Source organism: Corynebacterium sp. CNJ-954 (assembly GCF_001942345.1).
GTDB lineage: Bacteria > Actinomycetota > Actinomycetes > Mycobacteriales > Mycobacteriaceae > Corynebacterium.
Genome location: NZ_MKKI01000022.1, coordinates 343,286 through 361,826, shown reverse-complemented (window position 1 = coordinate 361,826; position 18,541 = coordinate 343,286). Strand labels below are relative to the sequence as shown.

Sequence of the window (18,541 nt, the reverse complement as noted above, 5' to 3'; positions counted from 1 at the left end):
ACCTACGATCTAAGGTGAACCTATCCTCGAGCGTGGAGGCAGGGGTTCTTCTGTGCCACCACGCTCTTTCCCACGAGCGAAAGGGGCCCGATGACGACGGGAACCACAGACGTCCCCGAACCACCGGGCCCGACACGTCCCCGGCCCACCGTGTCGGCGGCAGCGAACCTCCGTCGGCGCAGACTCCTCGGCCTCTTGGGGCTCACCGTCCTCCTCGTTGTCGGTTTCCTGCTCAGTCTCGCCTACGGTTCCCGTGTCATCCCCAGCGACGTCCTCCTGGACGCACTGCGCCAACTACCCTCCGCTCTGGGCGCCGACCGTATCGACAACCCCGACCTCCAGGTCATCGCCGAACTCCGATTCCCCCGGACCCTCATCGGCATCGTCGTCGGCGCGGCGCTGGGAGTCGCGGGAGCACTCATCCAGGGCCACACCCGCAACCCGCTGGCCGACCCCGGTATTCTCGGTATCTCCGCCGGAGCGTCACTGGCCGTCGTCACCAGCTTCGCCCTCTTCAACGTCACCGGTACGGGCGCCACCGCAGCATGGGCTTTCGGTGGCGCCATCGTCGCGACCTTCATCGTCTTCGGCCTCGCCTCCGTCGGTGGCGGCAACGTCCACCCGCTGACGCTGATCCTCGGCGGCGCCGCGATGAACGCCGTCCTCCAGGCGATCATCAGCGCCCTCGTCCTCACCGACGAGAACAACCTGGACCGTATGCGCTTCTGGACCGTGGGCTCTGTGGCGGGACGGGACATGGGGGTGTTCTGGGGCGTGCTCCCGGTCATCGTCATCGGCCTGCTCCTCGCCTTCGCCACCGGCCCCCAGCTCAACCTCCTCAACCTCGGTGACGACGTGGCCACCGCCCTGGGCATCAACACCCGTGTCGCCCGACTCATCGGCATGGTCGTCATCGCACTGCTTGCGGCATCCGCCACCGCCGCCGCAGGCCCCATCGCCTTCCTCGGCCTCGTGGTCCCCCACCTCGTACGTTCGATCACCGGACCGGACTACCGCTGGATCCTGCCGTACTCGGCGCTCGGCGGCGCGACCCTCCTGATCTACGCCGACGTCCTCGGTCGCCTCGTAGCCCGCCCCGGTGAACTCCAGGTCGGCATCGTCCTCGCGTTCGTGGGCGCGCCGTTGTTCATCTACATGCTCGTCCGCAGAAAGGTCGTGCAACTGTGACCCCCACCGGTACGACCGCCGACACGGAGACCCCGCAGAAGTCCCAGCGGAAGCCCCGGCGCACCTGGGTCCACAATTCCCGGGTGCCAGGACGTCCCGCATTCCGGCTCGGCGCACTGTCCACCGTGTGGCGCCCCCGCCACTTCTTCGTGACGGTCCTGCTGGCCGTCATGGCCGTCATCCTGTTCCTGCTGTCCATCTGCCTCGGCGACTATCCGCTGACCCCGATCCGTGTCGCCGAGATCATCGGCGCCCGGCTCTTCGACTCCCTGCATCTGGCCGGTCTCCGCGACCTCATCGTCGAGCCCTCCCGCATCGAGGAACTCGTCGTCTTCGACTGGCGCATGCCAGATCCGTCACCGGCATCGTCGTCGGCGCCGCCCTGGGCCTGTCAGGTGCCCTCACCCAGTCGGTCACCCGCAACGCCCTGGCAAGCCCCGACATCCTCGGCATCACCACCGGCGCCTCCGCGATGGCGGTGACGATCATCGTGCTCGGCGGCGGCGCCTCCGGCGGCCTCGTCGGGTGGCTCTCCGGCGTCGGCATCCCCGTCGCAGCCCTCGCGGGTGGACTGCTCACCGGGTTGGCCATCTGGATCCTCGCCTACCGCCGTGGCATGGACCCGTTCCGTCTCGTGCTCTCCGGCATCATCATCTCCGCACTGCTGATGGCTTTCATCAACTTCCTGATGACCCGCGCCGACCTACGCGACGCCACCACGGCACAGATGTGGCTCTCCGGGTCACTGAACGCGACCAACTGGACCCGGGCACTGCCGGTCATCCTCCTGGTGCTGATCGGGGCACCGATCTTCGCCTGGATCTCGTTCCAGCTGCTCGCCGGGGTGCTCGGCCCCGACGTGGCCCGGTCACTCGGCCAGAACGTCACCGGGGTCCAGGTCGCGCTTCTGGTGTTCTCCGTCGCACTGGCCGCCGTCGCCGTCTCCGCGGCCGGCCCCATCGGCTTCGTCGCCTTCGTCTCCCCGCAGATCGCTCAACGGCTCTGCGGACGGTCGACCCCACCGCTGCTGGCGTCCGCACTGTTCGGGTCCTGCCTGCTGCTCCTCGCCGACATGGCGACCCAGTCACTTCTTCCCGTCGAACTCCCCGTGGGACTGCTGACCTCCGCAGTCGGCGGCCTGTTCCTGATCTACCTGCTCGTCCAGAACAACCGGAGGGCCTCCACCGAATGAGCACCCAGAAGACTACACAGACCAACACCATCACCGCCTCCGGCCTCACCGTCGGCTACGGCAAGGGTGCTCCGATCATCGACGACCTGTCGCTGGACATCCCCGGAGGCAAAGTGACGACCATCATCGGTCCCAACGGGTGCGGAAAATCCACGCTGCTCCGGTCACTGGCTCGGCTCCTGCCCTCCCGGGCGGGCGACGTCCACCTCGACTCCACCGACATCAGCGGCATGAAACGCAAGGACCTCGCCAAGATCATCAGTGTACTCCCGCAGTCACCGGTCGCCCCACCCGGCCTGGTCGTCTCCGACCTGGTCTCGCGTGGCCGTCACCCCCACCAGAGCTGGATCAGGCAGTGGTCGTCCACGGATGAAGAGGAGGTCATGGCGGCCCTCGAGATGACGTCGGTCGCCAACCTCGCCGACCGTCCCGTGGATTCACTGTCCGGCGGCCAGCGCCAGCGGGTGTGGATATCCATGGTCCTGGCGCAGCACACCGAGGTCCTCTTCCTCGACGAGCCGACGACCTACCTCGACCTCTCCCACTCCATCGAGGTCCTCGACCTCGTCCGGGAGCTCAAGGGACGTCTCGACCGTACCGTGGTCATGGTGCTGCACGACCTCAACCTCGCCGTACGCTACTCCGACCACCTGGTGGTCATGCGTGACGGTGCGGTCGAGGCGGCCGGCAGTCCCGGCGAGATCATCACCTCCCGCCTGCTCAAAGACGTCTTCAACCTCGATGCCGTCGTCATTGACGATCCGGTGGTCGGCGGCCCGTTGATTGTCCCGTCCGCCCCACCCGAGACCGGCGACCACCTCGGCGACGACGCCACCTAGAGGCACCCGAGGGTCCCGAGGATCCCGGAAGCACCAGAAACACAGTAGACAGGAGCATCACCACCATGGCCACCACACCCGCCACCGCCGTCCGCGACACCGAACTCCGGGAGCACCCGCGACGTGATCCGTCTGAGGGCACCGAGCCCGCCGACGAGTTCGGTGGGCGACTCGTCCCGGTCACGGTGACCGCCAACGAGTTGATCGCCCCGAACCTCCGGCGTCTCACGCTGTCCTCCCCCGAATTCAGGGAACTGGAACTCACCGGGCCCGACGAGTTCTTCGGCCTGCTCATGCCCCAGCCGGGCCACGACTTCCAACCGTTCGACACCGCGGGACGGAACATCCGCGCCGCCGTCGCAGATATCGATGAGACGGTACGTCCGGGGCTGCGGTGGTACACCGTGCGCCACCTGCGGCAGGATGAGGGGGAGATCGACGTCGACGTGGTGATGCACGACGACCACCCGGGCCCCGGTGCCAGCTGGGTCTCACAGGTCCGCCCCGGCGCCACCGCCGGGGTCTGGCTGTGCAACGCCATCTGGATCCGCCACGCCGAACGCCCCTCTTCGTCGCCGACCCGTCAGCCGTCCCCGCTCTGCTGACAGTCCTCGAGTTCACCGACGACCACCACCCCGACGACCTCGCGAGGTACCACCTTGTCGTCGTCGCCCACTCCCCCGACGACCTGGAAAGCGGGCTGGCGGAGGACTGGTCTGACCGGGTGGCGTCCCTGCAGATCATCTACACCACACCGGGGATGGAGTCCGAGGCCGTCGCCACTCATCTCCGCGAGGCGGCGGAATCCGGGCACCCGTCAGCATCCGTGGAGTACGTGTGGGCCAGCGGAGAAGTCGGGATGACGAAAACCGTGCGAGGCATCGCCGTGGACGAGTGGAACGTCGACACCGCCTTCGTGGACTGGGTCGCCTACTGGATCGAGGGCCGGCCCCGCCCGTAGACGGATCAGCCCAACCCGAAGATACCGGTAACGAGGTTGATCGCCGCTCCGAGGATCACCATTCCGAAGATGAAGGACAGCAGGCTGTGCCGCAGGACGACCTTCCGGATGTCCCGTGAGGTCACGGTGGAATCCGTGACCCCGTAGGTCATTCCGACGGCGTAGCTGAGGTACAGGAAGTCCACGTAGGACGGCGTCCCGTCCGGGCCGAAGTCAATGCCCCCGTCATCGTCGACGTAGTAGAGGTGCGCATAGTGGACGGCGTACGTCTGATGCACGCACGCCCAGGCACCGAACACCCCGACCAGTGTCATCACCGCCTGCGCTGAATGGTCGGACCCACTCCCGCTGGCTCCCAGATGCAGGGTGACCACGCTGACCATCGCCAGGACCGCTGCGACCGCCACAAGCATCTCGTCAGCGAACGGGGCCAGGTCCTCGCGGGTCGCGGAGTCCGCGGTGTCCCGCGGAGTCATCGGCCACAGAGTGGTGGACGACAGGGTCAGGAACACGACCTCTCCCAGGGTGATGCCACCCATGATCCCCATCGCCGTGTCCACGAAAGCCCCGACCACGGCATACCCCAGCACACCGGCGACGGCGGCGGTGACGACCTGCGCTTTGGTGGTGCGCAGCAGAGACGGTACGGCAACTCCCATGACACGAGTCTAGATCCGTGCCCGCGTCACCACGCAGCGCCGACGATCTGCTCGATCTCGTCGAAAAGTCCACCACCCTCGGGGCCGTGCAACGCCAGCTGGGTGAACACGACGACTGCCTCGTCGGTCCGTGGGTTGACCCGTGCCCAGGTTCCGGCGGCACCGGCCCAGCCGTATGTCCCGTCGGGACGTACGCTGCCGCCGTAGCCCCAGCCTTCACCGTCGGTCAGGAAAAAGCCCGACATCTCCCGCTGCGCAGGCGACAGCTGGTCGGTCATCATCGCCGCCACCAGTGCTGCCGGCAGGATCCTCGTGCCGTCCACTTCGCCGCCGCCGAGCAGCATGCGGGCGAAGGTGATCCAGTCGCCCACCGGACCGACGAGGGCACCTGCCGCATCAGGGAACGCTGGTGGTGCGGCATAAACACCGTCAGGAGGATCGACCAGGCTCAAGCCCTCCTCTCCGTCGGCGTAGCGGGCGGTGAACCGGTCGAGCCTCTGCTGGTCCACCCACCACGTGGTGTCACCGATGCCGAGCGGCGTAAACAGCCGGTCCTGCGTCAGCTGGTCGAGCGGCTGGTCCGCCACACGTTCGCACAGCAGCCCCAGCAGGGTACTTCCGGAGTTGTAGGTCCATCCGTGCCCGGGTTGATGGGCCAGGGGTAGCGTGGCCGCGGCAGCGAGGTATTCCTCCCTGCTCACGGAGCGTCCGAGGGTCTCCTCCTGCAGGACGGTGAACAACCTCCGGCAGAACGGCGATTCGAAGTCCGGGGTGAATCCCAGTCCACCGCGCAGGGCCAGCAGGTCCTCGACCGTGGCCGGATACGCACACGGAATCAGGTTCGCGGGATCATCCAGGGGTCCGGCAGGGTCACGGAGTACCTCGGGTTTCTCGGCACCGTCCAGCTCCGGTAACCACCGTGACAACGGTGTGTCCAGGGCGATGCTGCCCTCTGCGACGAGTGTCAATGCCACGGCGGCGGTCACGGGCTTGCTCAGCGAGTCCCAGAAGAACAGCGAGTCGGGCGACATCGGTTCGCCCGACGCCAGGTCCTGCACCCCGACGGCGGCGGTCTCGGTGACCGGGCCCGCCCCGCCGTATCGGCCACCACGGTGGTACGCGGCGACGGCGCCGGGCAGCCGACCGTCGCGGACCCTGTCCTGCAGGAGGCCTGCGACGGTGTCAAGAACTGTGGAGTCGGTCATCCCCGAAGTGTGGCACGTCCGACGCCCTCATGCCACGGTCTCCACCCCGAGTTCCTCCAGCAGACGGGACCGCAGGTCATCGGGATTCTTTCCGTCCGTGGTGCACTGGAGGCTCAGCTGCCCGTCCTTCAGGACGATGACGCGGTCGGCGAGGGTGACGGCCTCATCGACGTCATGGGTGATCATCAGCACCGACGGCCGGTGACGGGCAACGAGGTCCCGCAGCAGTCCGTGCATCCGGATCTTGGTCAGGGCATCCAGAGCACCGAACGGCTCATCGGCCAACAACAGCTCCGGTTCCCTGACCAGCGCCCGGGCCAGTGCGGCGCGCTGCTGCTCACCACCGGACAGTTCAACCGGCCAGGCACGTTCACGACCTGACAGTCCGACCTCTGCGAGTGCATCGCGGACATTCCTCGTGGTCACCCCGCCCGACGGCAGGCCGAAGGCGACATTCTGGGCGATGCGGAGCCACGGCACGAGCCGGGAATCCTGGAATACCACCGACACCCGCTCGGGCACCTCGACCACGCCGTGGCCCGTGACATCGCTGTCCAGCCCGGCGAGTGCACGCAGCAAGGTCGATTTCCCGGACCCGCTGCGTCCCAGTAGTGCAACGAACTCGCCGGCGCCGATGTCCAGGTCCACTCCCGCCAGGATGTCGGCGGTGCCGTCAAAGGAACGGTGGAGATTCCGCACACTGACTGTGCCCCTCCCCGTCACCGCATTCAGCTGATCGTCCGTCGCCATGACAACGCCCTCCGTCCTACTGCGCGAATTGCTGCGTCGGCAGCGACACCGAGCACCGCATAGGTGACCAGGCCGACGACGATGATCTCCGTCTGCCCGTAGTTCGACGCCAGAGTGATCATGTAGCCCAGGCCTGACGTCGTGTTCACCTGCTCCACGACGACCAGAGCCAGCAGACCGGCGGTCACTCCGTACCGCAGCCCCAGAATCACGCCAGGCATGGAGCCGGGGAGGATCACCCGACGCAGGAATTCCACGCGACCGACCTCCAGAGTGCTGGCGAGTTCGACGAACCTCCGGTCGATCGACCGGAGCCCGTCGAAGGTGTTCATGTAGACCGGGATCACCGTGGCCAGGGCAATGGTGGTGACCTTCATTTCTTCACCGATCCCGAACCACAGGATCAGCAGCGGCATCAGAGCCAGCGTCGGGATGGACCGTTTGACCTGGACCGGACCGTCAATCAGTGATTCTCCCCAACGTGACAGCCCGGCCGCGGTGGCCAGGATGACGCCGGCGACGACCCCCAGGGCGATCCCGGCGCCCGCACGGGTCAGCGACGCCACCAGTGATTCCTGAAGTCGGCCCGACTCCACGAGGTCAGCGCCGGCCGCCACGACCTGCCAGGGGGCCGCCATGATCCGCGGGTCGATCAGCCCTGTCGCCGACCCACCGGCCCACGCCAGTAGGAGGATCAGGACTCCGAGTCCACGACCGAGTGTCAGGCGACCGCCCGGCCCGTAGTTCCGACGCCGGGGCCGGACGTCCTCAGGCCCGTCACCCGCAGACCCCGGGGGCGGGGCAGGTGGTTGCTGCGACGGATCATTCGTTCGTACCGTGTGCTCCAATGTGGTGGTCATGCCGCCAACTCCTCGGGTTCGAAACGTCGGTCGTAAAGGTCGTCGACCTCGATCTCCGGATGATCCTGTTCCTGCGACAGCAGATCCGCGGTCGCCTGGTGTTCGCTGATCAACCCGTCCCAGTTCTGTGGAACCGCGAAGTCCCCCTGCCGGTCGACGACGTACCGGGCGTCCGCTTCCGAGAGCCCCTGGTGGTCGACGAGGTAGAGGTCCGCGTACTCCTCACGGTGGTCGTTGATCCACAGGTTGAGTTTGTTCCAGACCTGCACGTACTGCTTGAGTGCCGCGGTCTTCTTCCCGTCCTGCAGCGTGGTGGTCGGCACGTACAGGTGCCAGGGGTCGTCGGGCACCCCGGGGGCGATGGTGCTCGCCCCGTCCTGTTCGTATTTCGCCAGGTAGGACCGCGCCTGTTCGATGCCGAGCGGGGCGACGTCGACCTCCCCCTTGGCGATGACGTTGACGAAGGTGTCGTCGGTACTCTGCAGTTCCACAAGGTCGACGTCGTCCTGGGACAGGCCCGCCTCCTCGAGGACACGCAGCACCAGCGCCCCCTGCGCTTGTCCCGGACTGTAGGCGATACGCTTGCCCTTCAGGTCAGCCGGCTCGCGGACATCGGCACCCGGCGCGACCCCCAGCTCGTAGGTCGGGTGCTCCAGCGGGTCGACGGTGCGGCGCGCGGAGACGATGCGCACCGGTGTGTTCGTCCACGTGGCGAACAGGGGCGGGATGTCGGCGACGGCGCCCACGTCCAGTGCATCGGCGCGGAAGGCCTCGAGGGTTTTCGGTCCGCCGTCGATGTTCGCCCATTCCGGGGTGAAGTCCAGCTCGTCGATCAGACCGGACGCCTCGAGCGCGACCTGGGTGCGGGGGTCGCCGATGCGCAGGACGGTGTCCTTGTCCACCGCGTCGGAGATCACGGCCGTCTCGTCGTAGTCGTCACCTCCGGCATCGGAGCCCACGGCGTTGCAGCCACTGACCGCCAGCGCGGTGAGCGAGGTCAGCGCGACGAGCGTGACCGTCCCGGACGCCGTGTTCTTCCGGACGATTCTCATGCGCTCTTCACCTCCTCCCGGGTCTCAGAGTCCGAACCGGAGGCCGAGTCGGAGACCAGCGGCCCACCGTGGTGGGTGACCGGGTAACCGCGGCGACGGAGCGCGGGAATGACCCCTTCCCCGACGTGGTAGGTCTCCTCCAGGTGCGGGTATCCGGACAGGACGAACTCGGTGACGCCCTCGCGCTGGTACTCGGCGACGAGGTCGGCGACCTCGTCATAGGATCCGACCAGCGCCGTTCCCGCCCCACCCCGGACCAGGCCGACGCCGGTCCACAGGCCCGGGTGGATCTGCAGGGCGCGGACGTCATCTCCCCGACGGAAGGCCGAGCCACGGCCGTGGAGTTCGGCGATACGCCGTTGACTCTCCGACTCCGAGGATGCGATCGCCTCCTGAGCTGCCCGGACGTCGGACTCGGAGACATGGGTCAGCAGCTGTGCTGCGGCGTCCCACGCCTGATCCGACGTTTCCCGGGCGATGACGTGTACCCGGAGCCCTCCCCGTGCACCGGGCAGTTCATGGAGCTTCTTCCCGACGTCCCGGGGGCGTTCGCCCCAGGTGAGGTAGGTGTCGGCGTGGTCGGCGGCGACCCGCACCGCCTCCGGGGAGGATCCGGAGAAGTACACCGGCGGCACGGTCGCCGGACGGACCGGAAGTCTGGCACCCCGGATGTCGACGTGACGTCCGGCGTAGTCGACCGGTTCGGGGCTGGTCCAGAGCTGCTTCCACACGTCGAGGTACTCGGCGGTGCGCTCATAGCGCTCGGCTTTGGGCACGCGGTCGCCGGTGGCACGTTGCTGGGCCGGTTCCCCACCCGTGACGACATTGATGAGCAACCTGTCTCCGGACAGTCGTTGGAATGTGGCGGCGGACTGCGCTTCTTTCAGGGCGGTGGCCAGGCCGGGACGGACCGCCACCAGGAACTTCAACCGTTCCGTGGCACCGAGCAGGCTGGTGGCTATCAACCAGGGGTCCTCGCACCACAGTCCGACCGGGATCAACACACTGTCGAAACCATTCTGTTCTGCGGCCAGGGCGAGCTGCGTGAGGTATCTGGCGTCCACCGCGCGGTCGGGCAGTCCGTCGCGACCGTGGGCCGCGACCCTGCCGCCGGGTCCGCCGCCGACGACGTAGCGTGAGTCGACGAAAGGCGGCAGGTACCAGTGGAAGGTCAGTTCAGGGTGGTCGGGGGTCTGTGGGGGTTCATCGTGTCGTGGCATGGCACGAGTGAACCACTCTGTCTACTTTTGGTCCTACACTTCCGTTCCCGCTGAACGAAACAGTCAGGGACCTGGAGGCGGTCTCAGTGCCCTGCGTACTCGCGCCAGTGCGGTGCGAGCAGTTCATCGTCGATCAGCGTGTTCTTCCCCGCGCGTACCCCGAGCACCCCCATGATCACCGCGATAACCACCAGCGCCACGAGAATCCCGGACCAGTCACCGGTACTCCCGTGAACCAGTCCGATGATGAACGGGCCGACACCGGCGATGAAGTACCCCATCGGCTGCACGAAGCCGGACAGACGGGCGGTCACCAGCGATGAACGGCTCCGCGCGGTGATCAGGGCGATCGCCGTCGGGAAGCAGAACCCGCCGAGGCCGAGCAGTGCGGCCCACAGCAGGGGCGCCGCTGTGGGGGCGAGCAGGACACCCAGATAACCTCCGGCGGTGAGCAGCGCGAACACCAGCGGGAACGGTGCGAGGCTCCGTGCCCGGTCAATGACCGTGGGCATCACGATACCGCCGAGGATGTTGAAGGCACCGATCATCGCCAGAGCGACACTTCCCACGTCGCGGGAGACACCGGAGTCCACGTAGATCTGCGGCAGCCATCCCATCTGCAGGTATGCGTTCATCGCCTGGACCCCGAAGAACAGGGTGAGGAATACCGCTGTCGGCGAGCGCCACAGCGAGGTCCGGGCCAGTTTCTCGGTCTCTTCCGGTGTAGGTTGCGGCAGCGCCGACGGGATCGCGTCACCGCCGGACCTCCTACCCTGCGTACCCGGGAAGTCCGATCCGGTGCGGAACGCCACGACCACCCAGACGAGTACCTGGGCCAGACAGAGGAACGCCCACACGAACAGCGCCCACTTCCAGGAGTCGTCCCCGTCAAACCACAGGTCCGACAAGGGCCCCGCCGCACCCGACACCCCCAACAGTGCGCTGTAGACCGTCATCAGTGCCACGGTCCGTCGTCCCCCGTAGTTCTTCGCCCACGCCGGAATCAGCACATTGCCCAGGGCAATGCCGGCGACCACCAGCCCGGTCAACACGATGAACACCGCCATGGTGCCGACCCACGGCCGTACCGCCAGTCCCACCAGGGACACGACCATGCCGATGAGGATGGTGCGGCTCAACCCCAGGCGCCGGGCCAGAGGTACCGCACACAGCCCCATCACACCGAAGAGCACGCCCGGGAGAGCCGTGATCAGGCCGGCGTAGGAGCTCGACGTACCGAAGGCCTCGAGGACGTCGGACAGCACCGGGCCGAGTGAGGCGATGCCCGCGCGCAGGTTCACGGCGGCGACCGCCACCGCGATGAATGCGAGGACGACCGGGATCACCGGGCCACCCGGCAGTCCGCGACGTGCATCCTTCTGCACCGTCTGCTGGCTGTCTGCCTGGCTACCCGCCTGGCTGCTGTCGGCCACCGTTACCGTCCTCCTGGATTATCTCGTCGTCAGAACCCCTGCAAACCTACTCCCCGGCCGTCAGGGCGGAAACTCCGGGCAGTGGCAGGAGCCCCCTCACGCGCGCCGCGTAATACTCCCCGACATCCGACGTGGTCAAGAGTTCTCCACAGCACGTGACGAACAGTGTCGCACCGCGACCGGTGTTCCTACGATCCCGGGTCATGACAGATACCCAAGAACCCACGTCCCCCGTCCCCTCCATCGCCGTCGTCGGCGCCGGCCTCACCGGAGTCAACGCCGCACTGGCGTTCCAGAACCAGGGCTGGCGGGTCGATCTCTACAGCAACCGTTCCCGTTCGTCGCTCCGTGACGATCTCCCGGCCACCGGTACCGCCATCCTCTTCGGAAACTCCCGCGTACCGGACCGCACGATCACCGACGACCGCTACGCCGGGTCACCCACGGCCCAGTTCACCGCAAGCTCAGTGGGCATCGCCGGGGCTCCGCCGGACGCTTCGTTCACCGCCCGGTTCACCTACGAGGCCCAGTCGGTCGACCCACGCCTCCGCACCGACGACCGCCTCGGGGAGTTCCTCGACAACGGGGCCGCCAGCCGGTTCATCGTCGACGAGGTCACGCCCGAGTCCCTGGACGCCATCGCCGCCGAACACGACGTCACTTTCGTCGCCACCGGAAAAGCGGGGCTCGCCGACCTCTTCGAGACGGATCTCGAACGCACACCCTACGACTCCGCGCAGCGTTACCTGCTCACCGTCACCGCCCACGGACTCCCGGTCGACCATGTCTTCCGCGGACGCGGCAGCACGGTTCCCGGTGGACTGCTGTCCCTGCACGAGGACGGCGAGATCTTCGTCGGACGCCACCTGCACAAGGACAGCACCGGCTCTGACGACGACCCTGACCACGTCTCTGACGACACCTGGGTGATCCTGGCATGGGCCAGGCCCGGCACCGCCACGGAGGAAGCATTCCGTTCAGCGACCGACGCCGGGGAAGCCCTCGACGTACTCCAGACCCTGCATCACCGCGAGTTCCCGGATGTCGCTGACGACATAGACCAACTGCGCCCCATCGACACCGATCCGCACTCCTGGCTCAAGGGCGCGGTAACTCCGCGTGTCCACCGGCCCACCGCCCGCACGGCAGGTGGACACCTCGTCGCGACGCTGGGCGACACCGCCGTCGCCGTCGACCCGATCGCCGGGCAGGGGGCCCAGCTCGGCACCTACCAGGTGGCCGGGTTGCGCGACGGACTGCGTACCGCGCTCGACGAGGGGCGGAGCTGGGACGGGGAACTGCTCACCGAACTCTTCGAACACCACTGGCGGGAGCATGCCGAAGCCGGCGTCGAGGTGACGTCGCTGTTCCTCGGGGATCCGTTGTTCACTGATGTGGCACAGGAGTTCTTCGCCTCCGCCGCCACCGACCCTGCCGCCGCCACGGCCCTGTTCAGTCTGTTCTCCGACCCTTCACCTGCACTGATCCTGCGTACCACCGCCGACGTGCAGAGCTTCGTGGCCTCCTTCCGGGAGGCTGCGGCATGAGCGCACTGAACCCGTCCAGTCCGGACAGTCCGGACAGTCCGGCAGCGACACCACGACGTCGCATCCGGTTCAACGCCTTCGAGATGAGCTGCGTGGTCCATCAGTCCCCCGGGCTCTGGCGGCATCCGGAGGACCAGTCACGCCGCTACAACGACCTGGGGTACTGGACCTCGTTGGCGAGGACACTGGAGGACGGACTGTTCGACGGGATCTTCCTGGCCGACGTCCTCGGTGTGTACGACCTGTACGGTGCCTCGTCGGAGTCCGCGTTGCGCTCGGGTGCGCAGATCCCTGTCACCGACCCACTCCCCCTGATCAGCGCCATGGCCACGGTCACCGACCACCTCGGGTTCGGGTTGACCACGGGGACCGCCTTCGAGCACCCCTTCCCGTTCGCCCGTCGCATCAGCACCCTCGACCATCTCACCGGTGGAAGGCTGGGGTGGAATGTGGTGACCGGATACCTCCCCTCCGCCGCGGAGAACACGCAGTCCCGTGGGCAGCTCGACACCTTCGACCACGACGCACGCTACGACCACGCCGACGAGTACCTCGACGTCCTCTACAAACTGTGGGAAAGTTCCTGGGAAGACGACGCAGTCCGGGCCGACCCCGCGAGCGGTGTCTACACCGACCCGGGGAAAGTCCATCCCGTCCATCACCGTGGTGCCCGTTACACGGTGCCGGGCATCCATGTGTCCGAGCCCTCACCCCAGCGCACGCCGGTGATCTTCCAGGCCGGGGCATCCGACCGCGGGAGCACATTCGCCGCCGCCCACGCAGAGTCCGTGTTCGTCGCAGCCCCGACACCGCAGAAACTCGCCGGTGTCGTGGAGACGCTGACACGGAAACTGCACGACGCCGGGCGTACCCGCGAGGACGTGGTGGTGTACGCCCTGCTCACAATCATCACCGACAGCACCGATGACAAGGCACGGGCGAAGGCCGAGGACTACCGCTCCTATGTCGACCCGGAAGGGTCGTTGACACTGATGTCCGGGTGGATGGGTGTGGACTTCTCCACGTTCGGCCTGGATGACCCGGTCGCCGGTATCAGGTCCAATGCGATCCAGTCCGCCGTCGCGGCATTCCAGTCCGCCGCCGGCGAAGACGGTGCCGAGTGGACCGTGCGCGAGCTCGCGGAATTCGGCGGTATCGGAGGGCTCGGTCCAGTGCTCGTCGGTTCCGGCGAGAGCGTCGCCGACCAACTGGAGCACTGGGTCGACACCACGGGGGTCGACGGGTTCAACCTCGCCTACGCCGTCACCCCGGGGACCTTCCAGGACGTCATCGACCATGTCGTCCCCGTCCTGCAGGACCGTGGCGAGTACCCCACCAGCCACACAGCCGGAACCCTCCGCCAGCGGTTATTCAACCGCGGCGACCGTGTCCCCGGCAACCACCCGGCGCACTCCGCCAGAGCACGATTCAACGACACCGAAGGAGCACGGACATGACCATCTCCCGCACGACAACCGTCAGTGACGGACAGCTTGCGGAGGTGTTCGGCCCAGTCTTCGCCCGCATCGCCGAAGACGCCGCCGACCGTGACAACCGTCGCGAGCTACCTACCGAAGCCATCACACTCCTGCGCAACGCAGGTTTCGGGACTCTGCGGATCCCCACTGACCGCGGCGGGTTCGGGGCAACACTTCGCCAGACATTCTCACTGCTCATTGACCTGGCCGCGGCGGACCCGAATCTCACGCAGGCGCTGCGGGTGCACTTCTCCACCGTGGAAGGATTCCTCACTGCGGTGAACTCCACCGACCCGGCTAGCGCCCATGCCACCGAGACCGCAGAGGCCGCAGAGGCCGGTCTCCATGCCGTCGTCAACGGGACACTCTTCGGAAACGCCATCTCCGAACGTGGAGTCGGAGCTGCTGAGCGCTACCAGACGAGACTCACCCGGCGCAGCACGGACGGCACCGGCACCACCGGATCCGACGGAACAGACGGATACCTCCTCAACGGGACAAAGTACTACAGCACAGGCAGCCTCTTCGCCGACGTCATCGTTGTCGCCGCTGACCTTGACGGGGAACGCGTGACCGTCACCGTGCCGGTCACCGCGGACGGGGTGCACCAGATCGATGACTGGGACGGTTTCGGTCAACGGGTGACTGGATCGGGCACGACGATCTTCGACAATGTGCCGGTGGACAGCGACGCAGTCACCGCTGGCGGCTACGGCACCGGCGGACGGACCCCGGACACTGCGTTCCTGCAGCTGTTCCACCTGGCGGCCCTGTCTGGCATCGTCCGGCGCGCTGCCGATGACGCCCGGGACCACGTCGGTCGGCGCGAACGTACCTACTCCCACGCTCCCGCCGACCTTCCCCGGGAAGACCCGTTGGTCCAGGCCGTCCTGGGCCGGATCAACGCCGCGGCCTTCGCTGCGCGGGCAACCACGCTGGCGGTGGCCGACCTCATAAGCCAGGCCGCCGGTGGAACGGACGAAGAAGTCGATGCCGCCGAACTCGCGGCCGCCGAGGCCCAGGTCGCCCTGATACCGCTGGTCCTCGACGCGGTCAACGAACTCTTCGAGACCGGCGGTGCATCCCTGGCCTCGGGTGCACTGAATCTCGACCGGCACTGGCGGAACGCCCGGACCCTCGCCCAGCACAACCCCGCCGTATACAAGCAGCAGGCGATCGGGAAATACGCTCTCACCGGGGACAGCTCAGCACTTCCCTACGCCTGGAGTGCCGGAGTCCGAGGGGCGTCGGACGTTCCATTCACCCCTTAGAAGAATGCTGGCACCTCCGATAGACCGCATGGTCTACTCGGAGGTGCAGGTGACGTAGTGCACCGGCATTCCGCACCCCGCCCCGGCTCAACCACACAGGAGCACACCCCATGACCTTGCCGATCCAGCCTACCCAGCCGATCCAGCCTACCCAGCCGACGCACACGGCCGCCGCAACCAGCCCGCTGACACCGACGTCCCTGCGCAGCGCATGGGCGTCCATCCCCACCCCGATCACCACTGTCGCCGCAGTCGTCGACGGACATCCGGTCGGCCTGATCGTCGGATCCTATGTGGGTCTCTCCCTGGAACCAGCGCTGGTCGCGGTCAGTGTCCAGAAGAGCTCGCGGACCTGGCCTCTGCTCCGCACGGCAGAGCACCTGGGGATCTCCGTGCTCACCCGCACCCACCAGGGGCACGTCCGTCAGCTCGCCGGCCCGGTCGAGACCCGTTTCGACAGCGTCGGCTGGCAGACTGACCGTGGCGCCGTCCTGGTGGACGACGCCGCCGTCCACCTCACCGGACACGTCATCGACGACATCGACACAGGCGACCACATCACCGCCATCCTGCAGATCGACCGCGTCCATGAGGAAGCACCCTCGGAGACCCCACTGGTCTTCCACGGGTCCCAGGTCACCGTCGTCGGAGAGCTCTGAGGAACCCCCGGCCATGTCCACCGCAACCACACGCGCCGCCCGCGACCTCCAGTTCGCCTACTGGACGCCGAACGTCTCCGGCGGACTGGTCGTCTCTGAGGTCGAACAACGCACCGACTGGGGTATCGACTACAACCGCACCCTCGCACGCACCGCCGAACAGGTCGGATTCGACTATGCCCTGACCCAGGTCCGTTATCTCGGCTCCTACGGCGCAGAGTCCCAGCACGAGTCGGTGAGTTTCTCCCTGTCGCTGCTCGAAGCCACCGAACGTCTCAAGGTCATCGCCGCCGTCCACCCCGGTTTCTGGCAGCCCGCGGTCCTGGCGAACCTGGCCACCACGGCCAGTGAAATTCACGACGGCCGTTTCGCGCTCAACGTCGTCTCCGGATGGTTGAAGGACGAATTCCAGAAATTCGGTGAGCCCTGGCTCGAGCATGATGAACGCTACCGTCGCTCGGCCGAGTTCCTCCAGGTGCTGCGTGCCGTCTTCACCGAGTCCCCGGCGAACTTCCAGGGCGACTTCTACCGGCTGCACGACTACACCATCAGCCCTCAGCCGACGGTTGCCCCCGAGCTGTTCCAGGGTGGGAACTCCACGGCCGCACAGGCCAACGGCGGAGCCTACGCCGACTGGTACTTCATCAACGGCGCCCCCGTTGATGAGCTCACGGTGCAGATCGACAAGGTCCGACACCACGCCGAGGCGGCCGGACGGGAGACCCGTATCGGGGTCAACGCCTTCGTCATCCTCGAGGACACCGAAAAGCAGGCACACGACAAACTGCGCCACATCGTGGACAACGCCTCCCACGCCGCCGTCGACGGATTCCGCGAGTCAGTGAAACAGGCCGGACAGTCCACGTCCGACGGGCAGGGAATGTGGGCCAACTCTACCGTCGAGGACCTCGTCCAGTACAACGACGGGTTCCGTACCGGTCTGATCGGGACGAGGGAGCAGATAGAGGAACGCATAGACCAGCTGCGGCGTATCGGCGTGGACCTCATCCTCACCGGCTACCTGCACTTCCAGGAGGAGGCCGAACGCTTCGGACGGGAAATCATTCAGCCGCTACGTGCCGCCACCCCAGCGCAGCCGGTCCCCGTCAGGTCATGAACGACACCGGCAGGAACAGCACCGGGCGCGCGGTTGCCGTCCGCGACGCGGTGGAACGACTCAAGAGGTCCGGCCTGCTCGCCGCCACCGTCCCCGCCCGGCTCGGTGGTCCGGAACTCCCCGCCTCAGTCATCGCCGAGGTAAGTCGCATCCTGGCGTCCGGGGACGGGTCCCTGGGCCAGATCCCGCAGAGTCACATGACCTTCAGCCGATGGCTGTTCACCGGGAGCCATCCCCACGATGAAGAGCGGTGGGCCCGCCGCCTTCTCGACGGCACACTCATCGCCAATGCCCAGGCCGAGGGGACACCGGTCGTTCTCGAGAACAACCGCCTGAACGGCCGGAAGGTCTTCTGCACCGGTTCCGCCTACGCCGACGTTCTCGCCGTCACCGCCCGGCACCCCGGCCAGGACGACCAAAGCCTCGTCGTCTTCCTCCCCGTGGACACCCCCGGGGTGACCGTCCTCGACGACTGGACGGCCCTGGGCCAGGAGTTCACCGCATCCGGCACGGTCATTCTGCAGGACGTCGAGGTACACGCAGACGACATCCGGTACATGCCCGTGTCGGGATCCGTGTCGAGGTCATCACCCCTCACGCCTCCTGCTTACGGAGCCTTCGCCCAGCTGCTGCACACTGCCATCGACGTAGGCATCTCCGGCTCCGCCCTGGATGCCGCCCTGGAGATCGCACACTCCCGTGACCCGGATCCGCTCACGGCCCACGTGGCGGGGGAACTTGTCGCACAGCAGTTTGCGGCCGAGGCCGTCCTCGAGAAAGCAGGGCGCTCGGTCGATGAGGTCTGGTCAGGTACCGCACCGGGCGCCTCCGCCTCCCTCAGTGTTGCCGCGGCCAAGGCCATGACCGGTGCTCTGACCGTCGACCTGGCGTCCCGGATCTTCGAGCTCACCGGGACAGGAGGAGCGACGGGTGACCGCGGCCGGGCGCTCGCACGTCACTGGCGTGACCTGCGCACTCACACGCTCCACGACCGACGCCGTGAAAAACTCACGGTGATCGGCCGTGCCGCGCTGAGTGGCGACGATCCCGTGCCCGGACGCCGTCTGTGACCTCGGTGCCGTCGGGTCCCGGACAGCCGGTAACCTGCAG

General features: G+C 67.2%; 17 protein-coding genes and 1 pseudogene. 11 read left to right on the top strand and 7 right to left on the bottom strand.

Annotated features, from left to right (window positions below):
* Positions 1–90: 90 nt before the first annotated feature.
* From BJF89_RS09535 to BJF89_RS19505, 5 genes and pseudogenes are all read left to right on the top strand, one after another.
* Positions 91–1,188 carry an iron ABC transporter permease gene (locus BJF89_RS09535; protein ID WP_083650616.1) on the top strand — a complete coding sequence of 366 codons (1,098 nt, stop codon included), beginning with the start codon at positions 91–93 and terminating at the stop codon, positions 1,186–1,188.
* A gap of 83 nt (positions 1,189–1,271) precedes the next feature.
* A pseudogene (locus BJF89_RS09530) lies at positions 1,272–2,380 on the top strand (FecCD family ABC transporter permease).
* Positions 2,377–3,219 carry an ABC transporter ATP-binding protein gene (locus tag BJF89_RS09525; RefSeq protein ID WP_075814283.1) on the top strand — a complete coding sequence of 281 codons (843 nt, stop codon included), beginning with the start codon at positions 2,377–2,379 and terminating at the stop codon, positions 3,217–3,219. The pseudogene BJF89_RS09530 and the gene BJF89_RS09525 overlap by 4 nt, the downstream one beginning before the upstream one ends.
* 65 nt (positions 3,220–3,284) lie before the next feature.
* Positions 3,285–3,824: a siderophore-interacting protein gene (locus tag BJF89_RS19510; RefSeq protein ID WP_255372574.1), complete on the top strand. Its 540-nt coding sequence runs from the start codon at positions 3,285–3,287 to the stop codon at positions 3,822–3,824.
* Positions 3,749–4,180, top strand: a complete 432-nt coding sequence (locus BJF89_RS19505; protein WP_255372573.1) for an SIP domain-containing protein — start codon at positions 3,749–3,751, stop codon at positions 4,178–4,180. The genes BJF89_RS19510 and BJF89_RS19505 overlap by 76 nt, the downstream gene beginning before the upstream one ends.
* Before the next feature lie 5 nt (positions 4,181–4,185).
* On the opposite strand, the gene BJF89_RS09515 is transcribed toward BJF89_RS19505, so the two are convergent.
* The 7 genes from BJF89_RS09515 to BJF89_RS09485 form a co-directional block, all read right to left on the bottom strand.
* On the bottom strand, positions 4,186–4,839 hold the full coding sequence (locus tag BJF89_RS09515) for a DUF1345 domain-containing protein (protein WP_075814281.1): 654 nt from the start codon (positions 4,837–4,839) through the stop codon (positions 4,186–4,188).
* Between the two features lie 26 nt (positions 4,840–4,865).
* Positions 4,866–6,044, bottom strand: a complete 1,179-nt coding sequence (locus BJF89_RS09510; protein WP_075814279.1) for a serine hydrolase — start codon at positions 6,042–6,044, stop codon at positions 4,866–4,868.
* Positions 6,045–6,071: 27 nt separating this feature from the next.
* Positions 6,072–6,794 (bottom strand): ABC transporter ATP-binding protein, encoded by a 723-nt coding sequence (locus BJF89_RS09505; RefSeq protein ID WP_075814277.1) that lies wholly within the window; start codon positions 6,792–6,794, stop codon positions 6,072–6,074.
* Positions 6,773–7,654, bottom strand: coding sequence for an ABC transporter permease (locus BJF89_RS09500; protein WP_075814275.1), 882 nt, complete (start codon positions 7,652–7,654; stop codon positions 6,773–6,775). The genes BJF89_RS09505 and BJF89_RS09500 overlap by 22 nt, the downstream gene beginning before the upstream one ends.
* Entirely contained in the window at positions 7,651–8,706 is a 1,056-nt protein-coding gene (locus BJF89_RS09495; RefSeq protein ID WP_075814273.1) for an ABC transporter substrate-binding protein, read from the bottom strand. Before BJF89_RS09495 ends, BJF89_RS09500 begins: the two co-directional genes overlap by 4 nt.
* A complete protein-coding gene (locus BJF89_RS09490) occupies positions 8,703–9,926 on the bottom strand; it encodes an LLM class flavin-dependent oxidoreductase (protein ID WP_075814271.1) in 1,224 nt (407 codons plus the stop codon). Before BJF89_RS09490 ends, BJF89_RS09495 begins: the two co-directional genes overlap by 4 nt.
* 83 nt (positions 9,927–10,009) lie before the next feature.
* A complete protein-coding gene (locus BJF89_RS09485) occupies positions 10,010–11,269 on the bottom strand; it encodes an MFS transporter (RefSeq protein ID WP_075814399.1) in 1,260 nt (419 codons plus the stop codon).
* 293 nt (positions 11,270–11,562) lie between these two features.
* Between BJF89_RS09485 and BJF89_RS09480 the strand changes: the two genes are divergently transcribed.
* The 6 genes from BJF89_RS09480 (at position 11,563) to BJF89_RS09455 (ending at position 18,501) form a co-directional block, all read left to right on the top strand.
* The gene (locus BJF89_RS09480) at positions 11,563–12,906 is read left to right on the top strand and encodes a monooxygenase (RefSeq protein ID WP_075814398.1); all 1,344 of its coding nucleotides are present in this window, start codon (positions 11,563–11,565) and stop codon (positions 12,904–12,906) included.
* Positions 12,903–14,363, top strand: a complete 1,461-nt coding sequence (locus BJF89_RS09475; RefSeq protein WP_083650615.1) for an LLM class flavin-dependent oxidoreductase — start codon at positions 12,903–12,905, stop codon at positions 14,361–14,363. Before BJF89_RS09480 ends, BJF89_RS09475 begins: the two co-directional genes overlap by 4 nt.
* Positions 14,360–15,655, top strand: a complete 1,296-nt coding sequence (locus BJF89_RS09470; protein WP_075814269.1) for an acyl-CoA dehydrogenase — start codon at positions 14,360–14,362, stop codon at positions 15,653–15,655. Before BJF89_RS09475 ends, BJF89_RS09470 begins: the two co-directional genes overlap by 4 nt.
* Before the next feature lie 110 nt (positions 15,656–15,765).
* A complete protein-coding gene (locus BJF89_RS09465) occupies positions 15,766–16,314 on the top strand; it encodes a flavin reductase family protein (protein ID WP_083650614.1) in 549 nt (182 codons plus the stop codon).
* A gap of 13 nt (positions 16,315–16,327) precedes the next feature.
* Positions 16,328–17,431 (top strand): dimethylsulfone monooxygenase SfnG, encoded by a 1,104-nt coding sequence (sfnG, locus tag BJF89_RS09460; protein ID WP_075814267.1) that lies wholly within the window; start codon positions 16,328–16,330, stop codon positions 17,429–17,431.
* Positions 17,428–18,501: an acyl-CoA dehydrogenase family protein gene (locus tag BJF89_RS09455; protein ID WP_075814266.1), complete on the top strand. Its 1,074-nt coding sequence runs from the start codon at positions 17,428–17,430 to the stop codon at positions 18,499–18,501. Before sfnG ends, BJF89_RS09455 begins: the two co-directional genes overlap by 4 nt.
* Positions 18,502–18,541: the final 40 nt, after the last annotated feature.

What these genes read in the sequence shown, in the direction of transcription:
- BJF89_RS09455 (WP_075814266.1), top strand. Translation starts at nt 17,428, where the DNA reads ATGAACGACACCGGCAGGAACAGCACCGGGCGCGCGGTTGCCGTCCGC.
- BJF89_RS19510 (WP_255372574.1), top strand. Translation starts at nt 3,285, where the DNA reads ATGGCCACCACACCCGCCACCGCCGTCCGCGACACCGAACTCCGGGAG.
- BJF89_RS09525 (WP_075814283.1), top strand. Translation starts at nt 2,377, where the DNA reads ATGAGCACCCAGAAGACTACACAGACCAACACCATCACCGCCTCCGGC.
- BJF89_RS09500 (WP_075814275.1), bottom strand. Translation starts at nt 7,654, where the DNA reads ATGACCACCACATTGGAGCACACGGTACGAACGAATGATCCGTCGCAG.
- BJF89_RS09490 (WP_075814271.1), bottom strand. Translation starts at nt 9,926, where the DNA reads ATGCCACGACACGATGAACCCCCACAGACCCCCGACCACCCTGAACTG.
- BJF89_RS09470 (WP_075814269.1), top strand. Translation starts at nt 14,360, where the DNA reads ATGACCATCTCCCGCACGACAACCGTCAGTGACGGACAGCTTGCGGAG.
- BJF89_RS09515 (WP_075814281.1), bottom strand. Translation starts at nt 4,839, where the DNA reads ATGGGAGTTGCCGTACCGTCTCTGCTGCGCACCACCAAAGCGCAGGTC.
- BJF89_RS09475 (WP_083650615.1), top strand. Translation starts at nt 12,903, where the DNA reads ATGAGCGCACTGAACCCGTCCAGTCCGGACAGTCCGGACAGTCCGGCA.
- sfnG (WP_075814267.1), top strand. Translation starts at nt 16,328, where the DNA reads ATGTCCACCGCAACCACACGCGCCGCCCGCGACCTCCAGTTCGCCTAC.
- BJF89_RS09510 (WP_075814279.1), bottom strand. Translation starts at nt 6,044, where the DNA reads ATGACCGACTCCACAGTTCTTGACACCGTCGCAGGCCTCCTGCAGGAC.
- BJF89_RS09495 (WP_075814273.1), bottom strand. Translation starts at nt 8,706, where the DNA reads ATGAGAATCGTCCGGAAGAACACGGCGTCCGGGACGGTCACGCTCGTC.
- BJF89_RS09535 (WP_083650616.1), top strand. Translation starts at nt 91, where the DNA reads ATGACGACGGGAACCACAGACGTCCCCGAACCACCGGGCCCGACACGT.
- BJF89_RS09480 (WP_075814398.1), top strand. Translation starts at nt 11,563, where the DNA reads ATGACAGATACCCAAGAACCCACGTCCCCCGTCCCCTCCATCGCCGTC.
- BJF89_RS09505 (WP_075814277.1), bottom strand. Translation starts at nt 6,794, where the DNA reads ATGGCGACGGACGATCAGCTGAATGCGGTGACGGGGAGGGGCACAGTC.
- BJF89_RS09465 (WP_083650614.1), top strand. Translation starts at nt 15,766, where the DNA reads ATGACCTTGCCGATCCAGCCTACCCAGCCGATCCAGCCTACCCAGCCG.